Raw genomic sequence first — 16,275 nt, 5'->3', positions numbered from 1 at the left:
GTTCGCTCTGTTCTATTATATCCCACAATTTTTAGCCCGTTAATAGGGCGTTATATTACAAGGAAAGTTTGTGCGCAAAATAACATTATTAACTTTAGTACTTATTTCTATTTGTGGCTGTTCTACAAAGCAGATAAATCTGGAACCTTCACCATTTAATTACCTTAAAGCTGATCAAAGTTTAATTGAGTTGCTCATTCAGAAAGGATCTAATGCTAAGAAAGTACACTGGGTAAGTTTTATGGTTGACTGCAAAAGTCAGCAACAAGTTGCTGAAATAATATCAAGAGCAAAAGTTGTTGGCTTTGACGATGATTACATATTCTATTCTGAAAAAAGGAAACTTTGGTCTTCATCTTTAAGCGCTTATATGAAGTTGAATTTAAGTGAGATTTCTTCATTTAGAGCTAAATTAATGCCCTTAATTCCATCAAACTCATGCGAAACAGTAGGTTGGGGCGCATCGGTAGAAATGTAATATAAGCTATACAAGCAGGAAAAATAACAGTTGGCTATCTGCTCTTTCGTCGCTTATTTTAGTCAACGATCATTTTCCACTTAATGGGGTGTTAAACGCACTGGGTTATCTAATATGGTTTGGAAGAAGCATCTCAAAAAAATACTATTTTTTCTATTGGCACTAAATATAAGCAGAATGGCATACAATGATTTAATGCAACCATCTCAGGAAGAATTAAAGACATCGTTTGAACAATATTTTACTGAAAATGATAATCGTATAAAAATGACATATTTTCACGTAGATAAAAATACTGTAGGTTTAGCATTAGAATTAAGTGGTATAGGTGAAAATCTTGATTCAAATGATAAAACTAAAATAAAAACGAACTCTGGTAAGTACATAAAAGATAAAGTTTGTAGGGACGCACAGCTTGTAGAATATATAAACGCTGGCAACTATGTTTCTATAGATATTAGGAATGGAGATAGTGATCGATTAGAGAATATTATGAATTTAAGCTTTTCAAAAGGTTCGTGCGTATAAGCCATTCAAGCAGGGCGTTAGGCTTTTATTGATGTTTAGAAATTAATTAAAATTCATCACAATTAAAGGAAAAAATAGATGAGTGAAGTAACAGTGGAAAATAGACCTACAACGAAAGGGTCTGCCAAAATAGTTTACATACTTTATATGGTCGGCTTAATCTTTGGTATAACTGGGATTATTGGCGTTGTAATGGCCTATATCAATAGGGACGAAGCACCTGAATGGTTAAAAACACATTATCAATTCCAAATTAGAACTTTTTGGATTGGTGCTCTTTTTATCTTTTTAGGTTCAGTTTTATCTGTGATCTTAATTGGTTGGTTTGTGCTGCTGTTTTGGATGGTTTGGCTAATAATTCGTTCGGTTAAAGGCATGAAAGCGCTTGATCAGGAAAAGGCTATTGATAATCCAACGGGTTGGTTTTTTTAAACGCCTCACAAGCTGTTAAAGCAAGACAAATAACAGTTGGCTCTTAATAGGGCGTTAGGTATCAAATATATACAAGGACAGTGTATGAAATCATATTTAGCATTTATATTTCTCTTGGTAAACTTTAGCAGTACAGCCAACGATGAAACTCTATTACCAACAAAGAAAGGACTTTATGATGTTGGTGGTTTTAAACTTTATTTAGAATGTTATGAAAACGATAAACCTAAGCTTATTTTAGAGCAAGGTTATAGCAGAGCAGGCTCGGATGGAGCTTGGATGAATAATGTTAAGCGGTTAAATAAAACTTTCAGTATTTGTTTATACGATCGTTTAGGGTTGGGGAAAAGTGAGAAAGGGCCTGTACCTTTTACCGTTTTTGATACGGCAAACTGGTTACATGAATTATTATCTGTCGCCAATGTTAAACCTCCATATTATTTTGCTGGTGGTTCCTATGCATCCTACATTATTCGAGCTTACAATCATTTATATACCAGTGATGTTTTAGGTGCTGTATTCATTGACCCAGGTATTTATGGGTATTTTCATACAATGGCTACAAGATGGCCTGATGGCTTTGAAACAGAAAATAAAGATTTGCAAGATATAATGGAATTTGAGTTAGGTGTAAAAGACCCTATGTTTAAAAACATGGCTGAAAAAGTAGATCACCTTAAAAGTTATGAGTTAATCACAGCTTCCAAAACTTTTGAAGGTAAGCCTCTTATTGTTCTTTTTTCAAAAACAAGTAAAGATTATATTAACCAAACACCTAGATATGATGAACCTTTTGTTCCCGACAGTATTGCTAAGCCTATGAATGATTTATATGCTAATGCAATTAACAGTTTTAAAGCTTTATCGACTGATACTAAAATTATTTTTTCTGAATCAAAAAGACATCATCTACATATAGCAGATCCTGATCTAGTTGTTAGTAATATTGAATCATTGATTGGTGGTAATTGATTCATAGCAAGGCATTCAAGCAGGCATTTAAACCATTGGTTAAGTGGCGTTAACATTGTAATCAACAATTAAAAGCCTCTTGATGGGGCATTAGCTGTATTTGTAGTATCCAGCTATTTTTTTGAATATTTCTGTTATTTCAGGAGATTGCTCAATTTTTCTTAACTCCAATATTTTATTTTGAGCCTTAAGATATGCTTGTTCAAAGGTTTTATTATCAATTGTGATATCAGTTTTTTTCTGTTTGCCATTTACGATAATTTGAATATGTAAAATTTGCTTTATTGAACCACTTTTATTTTTTAATGTTCGTTTTAGTCCAATAACGGTTCCATCAGGATGAAATATCTTATTTATATCTAACTGCATACGTATTTGACGATATAGTCTTTTTTGAGAGATTTCTTTTTGTCTTTTCTCTGCTAAAATTTTAGCTTTGTCACCATGCTTGGCAATAGAAAAGTATTCTTGAATACCAAAAACCTTATCTTGAACTCTATATCGCTTAACATTTTGTAAATTTGGGTGTGCCATGACAGTCATAATTGTAATATTTACCTGCGTTTAATGGAGTTAATTATAAATCGTTCATTCCTTAAACTTATTAGCCAGCAGGATTATAGATATTTTAATGTAATATTCAAGCTTAAATAGAAGACAAAAATGTAGTTTTTTTCTATGTAACAAGTAGGTAACATAAGGCTAACAAGCCATTTAACAAGGACAAGTAAGAGTTCGCTATTTGCTCCCTCGTCACTTTTTTAACCAACAATTAAAACCTCTTAATGGGGTGTTAGGAAGCTAAATGAAGGTTCAGCATATCATCGACGATTTAGAGTCTGTCTTTAGCAAGCAGCCTGAAACAAAAGACTATGATGTCGCCTTTGCATGTTACTCAGAAGATGGGTCAGGAAGTATAGAAATTGACTACGTGGAAGCCTTTGATTGGGATGAAGATGAAGAATTTTTTCTTATTCCTGAAAACTGTGCGAAACACTATGAGCGAGAAGCCGTTAAGTATAAAGCAGCGCACTTTGTAGAAGAATTAAAAAACATTAAAATTGAGAACTTTTCAGAATTTGAAACTTATGTAAGAGAAAAGATTAAAATAGCAAAGGACGGTTCTGTTATTTCATTAAACTCACCTATGTGGGGAACAGGCGTTCACGATATTGAGAAGTTTGTATATTTCTATCACGGTAAAGAGAGAGCATAGCTAAAGTAATACTGTGATCTCTTTTATCCATTATCTTTTCTTGGTGTCATTTGTAAGCCTAAAGTATCAGTAAAATTATAATTTTTGTCTTTTGCGGCCTTAACTTAAATATTGCCTAATGGTTATGCTATTTTGCTATGACACATCAATATTATAATAATTAAACAATCAGGTCTTTCTAAATAACATCATAATCATGAGTAATAGATAGTGTTACTTAGAGTGTTAATTAGCGGTGGGATTTCATAACACAATATAGGTCTGTAAAAAGCGTTATAATTTTGCTGATTAGTCGTTTAGATTGGTCTTTAGGCATAAAAAAAGACGTCCTAGGACGTCTTGATTCATTAATATGGTCGGAGTAGCAAGATTCGAACTTGCGACCTCACGTCCCCCAGACGCACGCGCTACCAAGCTGCGCTATACCCCGAATCAGTAAACATTAAGAGGGTTAATCTGTTTACTGCCTGTATAATAATGGTTTAAATACTGATTGCAATATAAAATATAGAAAATCAATCTGTTAGTTTATTTATTGTTCAATTTCTCTGCCTGCTTACTAAACTGCTTAATAAAGTTAACCCCATCAATCATTAATGGAAAATCAGAGTTTACCATTATGGGAGCCGCTAATTGTCGAGAGTAGCTTTGGAAATTACCGTTTTGATCAATAAACACCGATTTGTCTTTACTAAATACCATCATGCCATCGTCCATGGTATTGGCAATAATACGGTCTTTGGATAACCGCAGAACATTTTTACCATTACTATAGGTTGTTTCATTAATGTCACAGTTTAACCATTCCTGTATAAGGGTTGGTTGAATATCCATGTGACTGGTTAAATGGCTCACTGTTTTACTTTTACTTTCAGGTAAAATAAGTAACGAAGGTTTAATAGATAAACTGGTCGCCTTGGTCTTATTGCCAACGGAAGTGATCCAAATAATATCTTTAGTTTGTTTTGTTTTTTGTGCTAGTAGCAAAGCATCCATAAACAATTCAAATTGGTAAGTATTACTGTCAGCAAAATAAAATAAATGTAAGCCTACAGGTAAGCTATTAAGCTTATCAGCAAAGACTAGTGATGAAATATTATCAAGTGTCGTTTGCTGGCTAAATAAATGTTCAAAACCTTGTGATTCTGAAACTAGTTCTTTATTTATCTTGTCATGGATCATTGTGTAAGAACTTGCCAACTTATTTCTGTCTAATAATTGAAAGAGTAAAGGGATCGCCTTTTGTTCTTCCAAGCCTTCTTGGTAAATACTAGGCAAGCTGTAAAACAAGTTAAACCACGCGTTTTTGTGTAAGGCGTTATCTATATGATGTTCGAGCGTTAACTGGTTTTGGGTGTTTCTCTGCTTGAATTGCTTGATCTGCTTATCTGTTAAGCTTACATCGTTAACCACCATAAATACTGATTTTTGTATTGGTGTTTGTGATACACACGCTTCATTGAGCAGCGGGTATTGAGGAATAGCATTGGTAAAGGCTAGTGGGCTTGTTGTTCTTTCTATGTATGCTTCACGGTCAAACATACCGTATTTGGTGAGTAATGTTTTTGCCGTCGAAGGGTATGACAAAGGTAATACTGTGTCTTGCCTTAAAATATCATATTCTAAGTTCGCATCAGCCCAAATATGTAATAAGTGGCTAAAGAAAAAAGAACAGACTAAACCAATAACAACAAATTTTGCGAAGACGACTTTCTGTAAGTCTCTTAAATGTTTCCACGCATAATTACTCAGAATTAATTCAAAGGCTAAAATAAACAAGGTTAATACGATACTAACAAACCAAAACATACGGCTGTTATGTTGTATTTGCGTGCTAATTAGATCAACAATTTGTGCGCTTGAAGAAGCATTTAGATGGTAACCCAAACTGTTATATATATAAGCATCTAGCAGTAATATTAACAATTGCAGGGTAAAGACCACAGAGGCTGTTGCTCGAATAAAACGGGTATGTGGAAATATTAAGGTGATCGGGAATAGTATTAAAACAAAAGTCATAAAGGTTAAAAAACCCATATGACTAAACCACGTGGTGATTAAATAAAATTGTCCAAGGAATGTCTCGGGACCTCCTTCACTAAAAATATAAAAGGATGATAATCCAATGGCGGCAATTATATTAAAAAAAGTGAACCAATGGCTCCAACTGATCAGGTGTAACAGGCGCTTGCTATACGTTTTTGAATCAAATGCAACCATAGTTAATTATCATTCTCTTATTATTGTAGTTTATCAGTTCTATATTTTATGAATATAGTGGTAATTATAGGACTGACTTTTTTAAAGCATTAGTGAAATTGGTTACAATATCAGCTCTTTTTGCTTCAGGAATATTTTTATTAATAATTTCTGTTAAGGTATTTCCTAAGCACATTAGCGCTAGATCAGGGGTTGCAGACTCATTAACTAAAACATTATGTAAATCTTGGATAATTTTTTCTACACGTTCATTCGAATACTTGGATACAATAGGCATCTTAAATACTTAATAGGTTATTTGATAGATTGGTACAAGTTTATCAAATGCCTGAACAATATAAAACTGGCCTTTAACTATGAGCTTAATTATTTCAAACATTGCCCTACATTTTTTAACCAAAAAAGAAGAAACCGGTGAAGTTGTGCTGCGTTTAGGGCCAGAATCTATCGAAATCAGCAATAAGATTGAAAATTTTGTTGATGGACTTCATAAAATCTATAATGCTAAAGCGAGTAAAGCCTACGGACATTTTACCACTATGCCTGCAGCAGGAGATACTGCTCGTTTTGTTGATATTATGGAAAGCTATTTAGGTGAATCACAAAGTTTTTATGCTTTTAGTAGTCAGGCGGCTAATTTATTAAAAAATGAATTGGAAAAATATAACCTGGCAGAAACAGGCTACTTAGTTGTTTGTCACTATGAGTACATGGGCGGTCGTTATTTACTTGCTACAGTGATCCCCGTTTCTGAACATTATTCTGTCGATGGCGAATTAAATATTTCTGCTGACAAACACCTTGATACCGCGCGTATGCAATTAGCAGCGCGTATCGATTTATTTGATTATAAAGAAAACCAGCAAGGTAATAAGTATGTTTCGTTTATCAAAGGTAGAGCGGGTCGTGTTGTTTCTGATTTCTTTTTAGACTTTTTAGGTTGTGAAGAAGGCTTAAATTCCAAAGAACAAACACAAACGTTAGTGCAGGCCGTTGAAGATTATGTTGCTGTTAATCAACTTGATGCGACAGAAAAACAGAATACTCGCAAAGAATTATTGAGTTACTGTAAAGAACAAAAAAGTGCTGCTCAGGATGTCTCCATTCAAGAAATAGGGCAAGTGATCAAGCAAGAGGGCGCCACTCAAGATTTTCACCAATTTTGCCAAGAGCAATCTTATCCGTTGGAAGAATCTTTTCCACATGATCAAACGGTTGTTAATAAAGTCACTAAGTACTCAGGGTATGGTAACGGGATCAGCTTGAGCTTTGAACGCAGTCACTTTGGCGAAGACGTTGTTTACAATGCGGCAAATGAAAGTATTACTATTTATAAAGTACCACCAAATTTAAAAGATCAATTATTAGCGTTATTGCAAACGGCTGATAAGAAAGAGCAAGACGCTCATCAATCTGAAAATACAGAATTTTAAACTTAGTTAACTAATTTATAGGTATAAAAATGACAACATTAACCATTACTCGCCCAGACGATTGGCATGTACATTTACGCGATGGCGATGCTTTAACGACCACAGTTCCAGATACTAGCCGTTACTTTGGCCGCGCTATTATTATGCCAAACTTAGTTCCTCCAGTTACCAATGCTGAATTAGCGACGCAATATCATCAACGCATTATGGCTGCTAATATAAACGGCTCAAAACAAAGTACGCCATTTCAACCATTAATGGTGCTTTATTTAACTGATAAAACCACCGTACAAGAAATATACGACGCTAAAGCAACGGGTCTTGTTTTTGCGGCTAAGTTGTATCCTGCTGGGGCAACGACAAACTCTTCTTCTGGTGTGACGAGTGTTGATAACATCGCTGATGTACTTACAGCAATGCAAGAAGTGGGCATGCTTTTATTGATCCACGGCGAAGTGACTGACAGCCATATTGATATATTTGATCGTGAAGCGATATTTATTGAAACTATTTTAACGCCCTTAGTAGCAAAATATACGGAATTAAAAATAGTTTTAGAACATATAACCACTAAAAATGCGGTCGAATTTGTTGAACAAGCAGGTGATAACGTTGCGGCGACAATTACCGTTCACCATTTATTATTTAATCGTAACGATATGTTAGTTGGCGGAATTAAACCTCATTACTACTGTCTACCTATTTTGAAACGTAACATTCATCAACAAGCATTAATTGCTGCAGCAACTGGAGGCAGTCGTAAATTTTTCTTAGGAACTGATTCTGCTCCTCACCCACAACATGCCAAAGAATCTGCTTGTGGCTGTGCGGGATCTTATACGGCACATGCTGCAATTGAGCTTTATGCTGAAGCATTTGAAGCAGCAGGGGCCTTGGATAAATTAGAGGGCTTTGCGAGTTTACATGGGCCAGCATTTTATAATTTACCCGTTAATAACGATAAAATAACTTTAGAAAAAGCCCAATGGCATGTACCAGCGACGATGTCGTTTGGTCATGATGTTGTTGTGCCAATCCGTGCTAACGATACTATTGCTTGGCAAGTAAAAGACTAGATTTAAATAGGAAGTAATAATGCAATTATTTGTAAATGATTTAACGGTCATTGATTTTTCATACTGTTGCCAGGAACGTGGCATTGTCGGCGAGAGTTGGATCGTTGATGTACTCCTTGATGGTGCTCTCAATGAAATGAGCATGGTGCTTGACTTTGCTGTGGTTAAAAAGCAAATTAAAGCAATTATAGATGATGCTGTTGATCATAAATTATTATTACCGATGAAAAACGAATGTATTACTGTTACTGATTCATTACATCAGGAAAACCATGAATACGTTGATTTTATTAGTGAGCGAGCCAGTTACTATTTACAGTCACCAAAATGTGCTTTTGCTAAAATTACTAGCGATACGATTGATGTAGCATCTGTTACTGAGCATTTAACCGCAATAATTCTTGAGCAATTACCACAAAATGTTCAAGGTCTTAAGCTAACCCTTCGACCAGAGAATATAAGTGGCGATTTTTACCACTACACCCATGGTTTAAAATTACATGACGGAAATTGTCAGCGTATTGCCCATGGTCACCGTTCTACTATTCATATCTTACAAAAAGGTCAACGGGTAGCTGCATTAGAAAAAGCTTGGTGCTTACGTTGGCAAGATATTTATATTGCTTCAGATGTTGACCGTGTTGCAAAAGCAGATATTGAACTGTCAAATTTTGCTCAACATAATTTGACGCCCGATCACCATTTCTTTTCTTATACCGCGCCACAAGGTCGCTTTGACATCGCGGTTGAGAATAAGGTATTAGACGTTGTCGATTGTGACTCAACCGTTGAGCTTTTAGCCGACTTTATTGCCAGACAATTAGTTGCTGATAATCAAAGTGATGTAACGGTTGTTGCCTTTGAAGGTGTTGGTAAAGGCGCTATTGCAAATGCTTAATACTAAAAACATTAAGCTTATAACCTTTTGTTTAGCCAGTGTTTTTTTTAGTCCGTACACGTTTGCTGATATTAAGCTTTCGGGAGAAATAAAGCAGGGCGCTTTAGTCATAGGTAAAACAGCTAATAATAATGTCGTTACTTTTAATGGGAAAGTGCTACCTTTATCTGCATATGGCGATTACGTTTTTGGATTTAGCCGCGATGATGAGAAAACGCATCAATTAGTGATCACTCAACCAAATGGTGAAAAAGAATTAAAGTCTTTAACACCGGCAAAGCGTCAATACGATATACAGCGTATTGAAGGTATTGCCAAAAAAATAATGAACCCAAATCCAAAAGCTATTACTCGTTCTAAGCAAGACGGCGCGCAAGTGAGTGCAGCCAGAAAAACCTTAAGTAATAAAACTGATTTTGCTAAAGGATTTATTGCACCAATAACAGGTATTATTACGGGTGTTTATGGTAGCCAACGGGTTTTTAATGGTGTGCCTAAACGTCCACATTATGGTTTAGATTACGCAGGAAAAACCGGCGATCCAGTCAAAGCTCCCGCAGCGGGCACTGTGGTAATGTTCGTACCTGATATGTTTTATTCAGGTGGCACTATGATAATTGATCACGGTCATGGTATTACTTCTAGTTTTTTACATTTAAGTAAATCTTACGTTAAAACCGGTGACGAAGTTAAAAAAGGACAAGTTGTTGCTGCCGTTGGCTCTAGTGGCAGAACTACAGGTCCTCATTTAGATTGGCGTATTAATTGGTTTAATATGCGCTTAGATCCCGCATTAGCGTTAAGAGCTGTTGCCATTAAATAGAAAATATTAACGCTATATATTAAGGTCTACATTCATTTATTAAATCGGTAGTAAGTTATACAAATGAATGAGTGTAGGATTAATTAACCCGTCGTTTTTTACCACTTTCAGCACGTTTCTTATTTTCACTTTGAACATATACCGTATCGGTTGTTGCCATGCTTGCATGACCCAGATCTTCTGAAATATCTTTAAGAGGGCGCCCACGTTCAATTTCCATACTTGCACCGGTATGCCTTAACCAATGGGCAGAAGCTTCTTTCAATTTTAATGCCTTATTTTCACCTTCGGATCTACGCATATTTTCATGTGCTTGATCAAAAACACTTTGAACTAAACGGCGTAAATGTCGAGATGTCATACCACCTTGGCCACGAACTTTCTCAACAAGAATTGAATTTTCATTACTTGATGGCAAACCTAATAAACCTCGGGAAGAGCGGTAACGCTCTAAAAAAGGTAAGAAATCAAGAGGAACCGTGATGTCACGCAATTTACGGCTTTTTCCAAAGACTTTAAGCCACCAATTTTCATCATCATCTTGCCAAAAGTGTCCCATTGTAGGTGACCAATTTTCACGTTCCGATAGTTCAGAAATTCTTAAAAAAAGGGTTTTTAATGCGGATATAACAAATAAATTTCGTTCAAATAGTGGGTTTTCATCAGCCATTTCAATGGCTGTATCTAAAACATATTGCCATTGGCTAGCGGTTAGACGTTTAACTTCTTTAACTTGAGAGTCTATTATAAAATGTCGGCAATCTTTTTTAGCTATTTGTGCAGGATTACCAATGCAAAAATCCTCAGCCATTAAATAGTTGTAGAAAACGATAATTGCGGTAAACATTGATGAAAGTGTTTGTTGTGATGGACGATATTTTTTCTTATCGATGATGTATTCAGATTTTAGACTTTTAGGTGCTTGGATTTTATATGGGAACCAAAGCTCATTAGCTAAGGAATAACCATTGGATATTTTGAAACGTTCTTGATTTGATGTACCAATCCAAGTAACTGGTGGCTGCCAACAAAAGTCAGCATATTCAAGTAAGTCTGATTTACGTAATTGGTCTATTGGTTTTTTCTTTTCAATAAATGACCACAGAAGAAAACGTTCAACGTCATTTCTAAATCGGTCATAAGTGTGAGTAGATTTATTTCTACCTATATAAGTAAGGAAGATTTTCCCCCAATCAAATTGTTCAAGCCACCAAGGTTCATTTGATGAGAATATTTTATCTAACTCTGGGTAGTCATCAAAATCAAAATCACACAAATCAATGTATGGTGGATATAAAGGAACAGGTTTATTTAACAACATTATTTTGAAAACCAAGTAGATAGTACGTATAAATGCAGTCTAAACCATTATACTCACTATGTCCAATACTGAAGAGTATCGGACATAGTGAGCTATATGGAATCTAGGGAAGTGCTCCCCGTAATTACTCGTAGATTAAAAAGCTTCTGATCTGCTATTTTAGTCTTAATTTACTTTAATTTCTTTCATAAACTTGTCGTCTAGCAACGCGATAAATTACGAACGTTGTTTATCGCGTCAAGTGTTAAGGCGCTAACCCTAGTCGTTGAAATGCAAAAGCACCAATACCTACTAGCACTAATAATAAAACAAGCTTACTTTTAACGGCTGAAGTATTTCTGTAAATACGAGGTTTATGTTCTTGTATCACTTTAGCTTCAACACCTTCAATACGACAATTAACGGCTTTGCTTTTACCGTTAGTTTGCTTTTCTACTTCAAAGTAAATTAAATCACCTACTTTAGGTTTTCTGCTCATCTCTTTTAATGATGATATATGAATAAAGGTATCTTTAGTCAGTTCACTCGATTGAATGAAGCCAAAACCTTTATTATCTTTCCAACTTGTTAATTGTCCTTTGTGCATCACGATTCCATTACAGCGTTTGGTTATAAACTATTAAAGCTTGTTCTAGGGTAAATATCATAATAATTATCATTAAAAAAGACCAGTCGAATTTGGTTCGACTGATCCTCTTTACTATAATTTAATGACGTTAATATTACATATGGTCAATAATACAATCACCAAACTCTGAACATGTAACGAGTGTTGCACCATCCATCAAACGTTCAAAATCGTAAGTGACTGTTTTAGCGTTAATGGCACCTGACATACCTTTAAGTAATAAATCAGCAGCTTCAACCCAACCCATATGTCTCAACATCATTTCTGCTGACAAAATAACAGAGCCTGGATTAACTTTGTTCAAACCCGCATATTTTGGTGCTGTGCCATGTGTTGCTTCAAAAATGGCAATATCATCATTCATGTTCGCGCCTGGTGCAATACCAATGCCGCCAACTTGTGCTGCTAATGCGTCAGATATATAGTCACCGTTTAAATTTAATGTTGCGATAACACTGTATTCTGCGGGTCTTAATAAAATTTGCTGTAGCATTGCATCAGCAATAACATCTTTAATGATGATCTCTTTACCCGTTTTTGGGTTTAAAAATGAACACCAAGGACCACCCGCAATAAAGTCAGCACCAAATTCATCACGTGCTAATTGGTAACCCCATTCTTTAAAGGCACCCTCGGTATACTTCATGATATTACCTTTGTGTACTAAAGTTACCGACTCTCTGTCGTGATCAATAGCATACTGAATGGCTTTTCTCACTAAGCGTTCGGTACCTTCCTTAGATACTGGCTTAATACCTATACCACAGTTCTCGGTGAAACGAATTTTTGTTGCGCCCATTTCATCGATTAAAAACTTAATCATTTTCTTCGCTTGATCAGATCCCGCTTTATACTCAATACCAGCATAGATATCTTCTGAATTTTCTCGAAAAATAACCATATCTACTTCGCTTGGTTTTTTAACCGGGCTTGGTACACCGGTGAACCATTGTACTGGGCGTTGGCAAACATATAGATCTAATATTTGTCTAAGTGCAACGTTTAATGAACGCATGCCACCACCTACAGGCGTAGTTAACGGCCCTTTTATACCCACTTTAAACTGCTTAAACATTTCTAATGTTTCATCAGGTAACCATGTTTCTGAATCGTAAACTTGGGTTGCCTTTTCACCGGCATAAACTTCCATCCAGTGAATCTTACGATCACTGTTATAAGCTTTTTCAACAGCAGCGTTAACAACTTTTATCATTGGCGGTGTTACATCGATGCCAATACCGTCACCTTCAATAAAAGGGATTATCGGATTATTCGGGACACATAGCTGCCCGTTTTCACAGGTAATGGCTTGACCTTCAGTCGGGATTGTTACGTTCGTAGACATATATGATTCCTCTTCTTTAGCACAATAACGTTAACAGGTATTAACTTTAAAGCTATATTGTTTGAATTATGGATAAAACTGCTTATTTTAGTATAGGTTATCTTTACTTGAATGTTAAAAATAAATGAAAAAGACCTGCAACACTAATACAGAATAGGTGATATTGACTATAACCGAGGTGAATAATTTAAACAACCGTTTAAATTATGTGTTTGAAAGCTATTAATAACCGCTAATGAAATAAAATAGCTTGGTGAAAGTAAACTATCTTGAGATAATTACTTTTAATATTATTTTTTAGGATTGTTGATGAAACTATTAGTACGTAACTTATCTCGCTCTACAACCGAACAAGAAATTCGGATTTTATTTTCAGCTCATGGTGGTGTCACCGAATGTACTTTAGTTTTAGACCAAGAAACGGGAAAATCTAAAGGTTTCGCGTTTGTGGCAATGCCTAATGAAGCAGAAGCTAAAAAAGCGATTAAAGCACTGCACGAAACTAGAATTGGTAGTAATAGAATTAGAGTGAAAATATCTAAGTAAGACTAATTATCATTATTAGCATTCAATAAAAAGGCTGAGTATCAATTAAGATACTCAGCCTTTTTTATCTTTATAACTTAACGAATGTTACGTTACAGTAAGCTAGACAATATAGTATTAAACGTTTCGCTTGGACGCATCGCTTTACGCGCTAGGTCAACATCAGCATAATAATAACCGTTGATGTTCATTGAAGGACCTTGAGCGGCATTTAACTCAGCAATAATTTTAGCTTCTTGCTTAGTTAATGCTTGAGCAATAGCAGTAAAACTCGCTTTTAACTCTTCATCATTTGTTTGTTCAGCAAGTGCTTGTGCCCAGTACATAGCAAGATAAAAATGGCTACCACGGTTATCTAATTCACCCACTCTACGTGAAGGCGATTTGTTTTCATCGAGGAACTTACCTGTTGCTGAATCTAGCGTATCAGCAAGTACTTGCGCTTTGTTATTCTTGGTATGAACGCTTACATGTTCCAAAGAAGCAGCAAGGGCTAAAAATTCACCCAAAGAATCCCAACGTAAATGGTTTTCTTTTTCAAATTGTTGAACATGCTTAGGTGCTGAACCACCCGCGCCTGTTTCAAATAATCCGCCGCCATTCATTAGTGGCACAATTGAAAGCATTTTAGCGCTGGTGCCCAATTCTAAAATTGGAAATAAATCAGTTAAGTAATCACGTAAAACGTTACCGGTTACTGAAATAGTATCTTCACTCTTAGCGGTACGCGCTAAAGTAAACTCACAGGCTTTAACGGGTTCTAAAATCTGAATATCTAAACCTGTTGTATCATGGTCAGCTAGGTAGGTATTTACCTTTTTAATCATCTCTGCATCATGGCCACGATTTTCATCTAACCAAAATACTGTCGGTACGTTAGTTGCTTTAGCACGTGTAACAGCAAGCTTAACCCAATCTTGAATAGGCGCATCTTTAACCTGACACATTCTCCAAATATCACCTTGAGCAACGTTATGTTCTAACAAGGTTTCGCCGTTGTCATTAACTACTCGAACCGTACCTTTACCTGTCATGGTAAATGTTTTGTCATGTGAACCGTATTCTTCAGCTTTTTGCGCCATTAGACCTACGTTCGGCACTGTACCCATTGTTGTTGGGTTGAATGCACCATTTTCACGACAAAAATCGACAACCGCTGAAAAAACACCGGCGTAGTTACGATCAGGGATCATAAACTTAGTATCTTTTTGATTGCCATCACGATCCCACATCATACCAGAAGCTCTTAAAGCCGCAGGCATTGAAGCATCAATAATTACATCGCTTGGTACATGAAAATTAGTAATACCTTTGTCTGAATCAACCATCGCAACTTCTGGACGTGTGGTATAAACAGCGGCTAAATCGGCTTCAATTTCTTTTTGTTTTTCGCTTGGTAAACGAGATATTTTTGCATAAACATCGCCAATACCATTATCGGCATCTACACCAAGTTGTTCGAAAATAGCAGCATGTTTGTCAAAAACATCTTTATAGAAAACTTTTACTGCATAGCCAAACATGATTGGATCTGAAACTTTCATCATGGTTGCTTTTAAGTGAAGAGAAAGTAAAACGCCCTCTTCTTTAGCTTTAGCTGTTTGTGTTTCATAGAATTCAATTAATGCCGCTTTGCTCATTACTGCCGCATCAATAATTTCTTTGTCTAATAACGGTAAGTGCTCTTTTAATAAAGTGACCGCACCATTTTCGCTAACGAATTCAATCTTTACATTGGTTTCGCCATTAATAGTGGTTGATTTTTCACTACCGTAAAAGTCACCCGCTGACATATGAGCAACGTGTGATTTAGAATCTTTTGACCAAGCACCCATAGAATGTGGATTTTTGCGTGCATATTGTTTAACCGAGCTAGGCGCACGACGGTCTGAGTTACCTTCACGTAGAACAGGATTAACCGCAGAGCCTAAAACTTTTGCGTAAGTAAGCTTAATAGATTGCTCAGCTTCATTTTGTGGTTCAGCTGGGTAGTTTGGTAAGTTATAACCTTTAGCTTGAAGCTCTTTAATAACGGCTTCTAGCTGTGGTATTGAAGCTGAAACATTAGGTAATTTAATGATGTTAGCTTCTGGTGTTTTAGCTAACATGCCTAATTCGGATAAAGCATCACTAACACGTTGTTCTGCTGTTAAGTATTTTGGAAAGTTTGCTAATACACGTGCCGCAAGTGAAATATCACGCGTTTCAACGTTAATACCAGAAGAAGCCGTAAATGCCTGAATAATTGGTAATAAAGAGTGAGTCGCCAATGCAGGCGCTTCATCGGTAATCGTATAAATTATTTTTGTTGAATCTGAGCTCATTTACTTTCCTATTGCTAATTGCCTAATAAAGTGAA

General features: G+C 35.8%; 16 protein-coding genes, 1 tRNA gene and 1 pseudogene. 10 read left to right on the top strand and 8 right to left on the bottom strand.

Translation table 11 applies throughout. The annotated features are described in order from the left end of the window. Positions 1-70 precede the first annotated feature (70 nt). The 4 genes from H4J75_RS09285 (at position 71) to H4J75_RS09270 (ending at position 2,410) form a co-directional block, all read left to right on the top strand. On the top strand, positions 71-478 hold the full coding sequence (locus tag H4J75_RS09285) for a ribonuclease E inhibitor RraB (protein WP_182221952.1): 408 nt from the start codon (positions 71-73) through the stop codon (positions 476-478). 114 nt (positions 479-592) lie between these two features. After that, complete coding sequence (locus tag H4J75_RS09280) at positions 593-1,006, top strand: hypothetical protein (protein WP_182221951.1); 414 nt, start codon at positions 593-595, stop codon at positions 1,004-1,006. A 78-nt stretch (positions 1,007-1,084) separates the two neighbouring features. Continuing rightward, complete coding sequence (locus H4J75_RS09275; RefSeq protein WP_182221950.1) at positions 1,085-1,438, top strand: hypothetical protein; 354 nt, start codon at positions 1,085-1,087, stop codon at positions 1,436-1,438. Between the two features lie 84 nt (positions 1,439-1,522). After that, positions 1,523-2,410, top strand: coding sequence for an alpha/beta fold hydrolase (locus H4J75_RS09270; protein ID WP_182221949.1), 888 nt, complete (start codon positions 1,523-1,525; stop codon positions 2,408-2,410). 90 nt (positions 2,411-2,500) lie between these two features. Here the strand turns inward: H4J75_RS09270 and H4J75_RS09265 are convergent, their stop codons facing one another. Next, the gene (locus H4J75_RS09265) at positions 2,501-2,944 is read right to left on the bottom strand and encodes a hypothetical protein (protein ID WP_182221948.1); all 444 of its coding nucleotides are present in this window, start codon (positions 2,942-2,944) and stop codon (positions 2,501-2,503) included. Positions 2,945-3,215: 271 nt separating this feature from the next. On the opposite strand from H4J75_RS09265, the gene H4J75_RS09260 reads away from it, so the two are divergent. Next, complete coding sequence (locus H4J75_RS09260; protein WP_182215160.1) at positions 3,216-3,626, top strand: hypothetical protein; 411 nt, start codon at positions 3,216-3,218, stop codon at positions 3,624-3,626. A 353-nt stretch (positions 3,627-3,979) separates the two neighbouring features. Here H4J75_RS09260 and H4J75_RS09255 read toward each other — a convergent pair. From H4J75_RS09255 to H4J75_RS09245, 3 genes are all read right to left on the bottom strand, one after another. Beyond that, positions 3,980-4,056 (bottom strand) — tRNA-Pro (locus H4J75_RS09255). Between the two features lie 98 nt (positions 4,057-4,154). Then, positions 4,155-5,846 (bottom strand): DUF3413 domain-containing protein, encoded by a 1,692-nt coding sequence (locus tag H4J75_RS09250; protein WP_182221947.1) that lies wholly within the window; start codon positions 5,844-5,846, stop codon positions 4,155-4,157. Positions 5,847-5,910: 64 nt separating this feature from the next. Further along, positions 5,911-6,123 carry a DUF1414 domain-containing protein gene (locus H4J75_RS09245; RefSeq protein ID WP_070373583.1) on the bottom strand — a complete coding sequence of 71 codons (213 nt, stop codon included), beginning with the start codon at positions 6,121-6,123 and terminating at the stop codon, positions 5,911-5,913. Between the two features lie 79 nt (positions 6,124-6,202). Here H4J75_RS09245 and yejK point away from each other — a divergent pair, with 79 nt between their 5' ends. Genes yejK through H4J75_RS09225 form a run of 4 tightly spaced genes read left to right on the top strand, consistent with a single transcriptional unit; the run spans position 6,203 to position 10,076 of the window. Then, on the top strand, positions 6,203-7,279 hold the full coding sequence (gene yejK / locus H4J75_RS09240; RefSeq protein ID WP_070373582.1) for a nucleoid-associated protein YejK: 1,077 nt from the start codon (positions 6,203-6,205) through the stop codon (positions 7,277-7,279). A 29-nt stretch (positions 7,280-7,308) separates the two neighbouring features. After that, complete coding sequence (pyrC, locus tag H4J75_RS09235; RefSeq protein WP_182221946.1) at positions 7,309-8,355, top strand: dihydroorotase; 1,047 nt, start codon at positions 7,309-7,311, stop codon at positions 8,353-8,355. Between the two features lie 19 nt (positions 8,356-8,374). Then, a complete protein-coding gene (locus H4J75_RS09230) occupies positions 8,375-9,253 on the top strand; it encodes a 6-carboxytetrahydropterin synthase (RefSeq protein ID WP_182221945.1) in 879 nt (292 codons plus the stop codon). Next, positions 9,246-10,076, top strand: coding sequence for a M23 family metallopeptidase (locus H4J75_RS09225; protein WP_182221944.1), 831 nt, complete (start codon positions 9,246-9,248; stop codon positions 10,074-10,076). The genes H4J75_RS09230 and H4J75_RS09225 overlap by 8 nt, the downstream gene beginning before the upstream one ends. Before the next feature lie 79 nt (positions 10,077-10,155). Here the strand turns inward: H4J75_RS09225 and H4J75_RS09220 are convergent, their stop codons facing one another. The 3 genes and pseudogenes from H4J75_RS09220 to icd form a co-directional block, all read right to left on the bottom strand. Next, positions 10,156-11,397, bottom strand: coding sequence for a tyrosine-type recombinase/integrase (locus H4J75_RS09220; protein ID WP_182215169.1), 1,242 nt, complete (start codon positions 11,395-11,397; stop codon positions 10,156-10,158). 372 nt (positions 11,398-11,769) lie between these two features. Continuing rightward, a pseudogene (locus tag H4J75_RS09215) lies at positions 11,770-11,983 on the bottom strand (cold shock domain-containing protein); the annotation flags it as partial. A gap of 136 nt (positions 11,984-12,119) precedes the next feature. Further along, entirely contained in the window at positions 12,120-13,370 is a 1,251-nt protein-coding gene (gene icd / locus H4J75_RS09210; protein ID WP_182221942.1) for an NADP-dependent isocitrate dehydrogenase, read from the bottom strand. Positions 13,371-13,679: 309 nt separating this feature from the next. On the opposite strand from icd, the gene H4J75_RS09205 reads away from it, so the two are divergent. Then, positions 13,680-13,916: an RNA-binding protein gene (locus H4J75_RS09205; protein WP_070373576.1), complete on the top strand. Its 237-nt coding sequence runs from the start codon at positions 13,680-13,682 to the stop codon at positions 13,914-13,916. Between the two features lie 92 nt (positions 13,917-14,008). Here the strand turns inward: H4J75_RS09205 and H4J75_RS09200 are convergent, their stop codons facing one another. Next, positions 14,009-16,240: an NADP-dependent isocitrate dehydrogenase gene (locus H4J75_RS09200; RefSeq protein WP_070373575.1), complete on the bottom strand. Its 2,232-nt coding sequence runs from the start codon at positions 16,238-16,240 to the stop codon at positions 14,009-14,011. Positions 16,241-16,275 lie beyond the last annotated feature (35 nt).

The organism is Colwellia sp. BRX10-1 (genome assembly GCF_014077545.1).
In the GTDB taxonomy this organism is placed as follows: Bacteria; Pseudomonadota; Gammaproteobacteria; order Enterobacterales; family Alteromonadaceae; genus Colwellia_A.
This window is presented reverse-complemented; position numbering and strand designations above follow the sequence as displayed.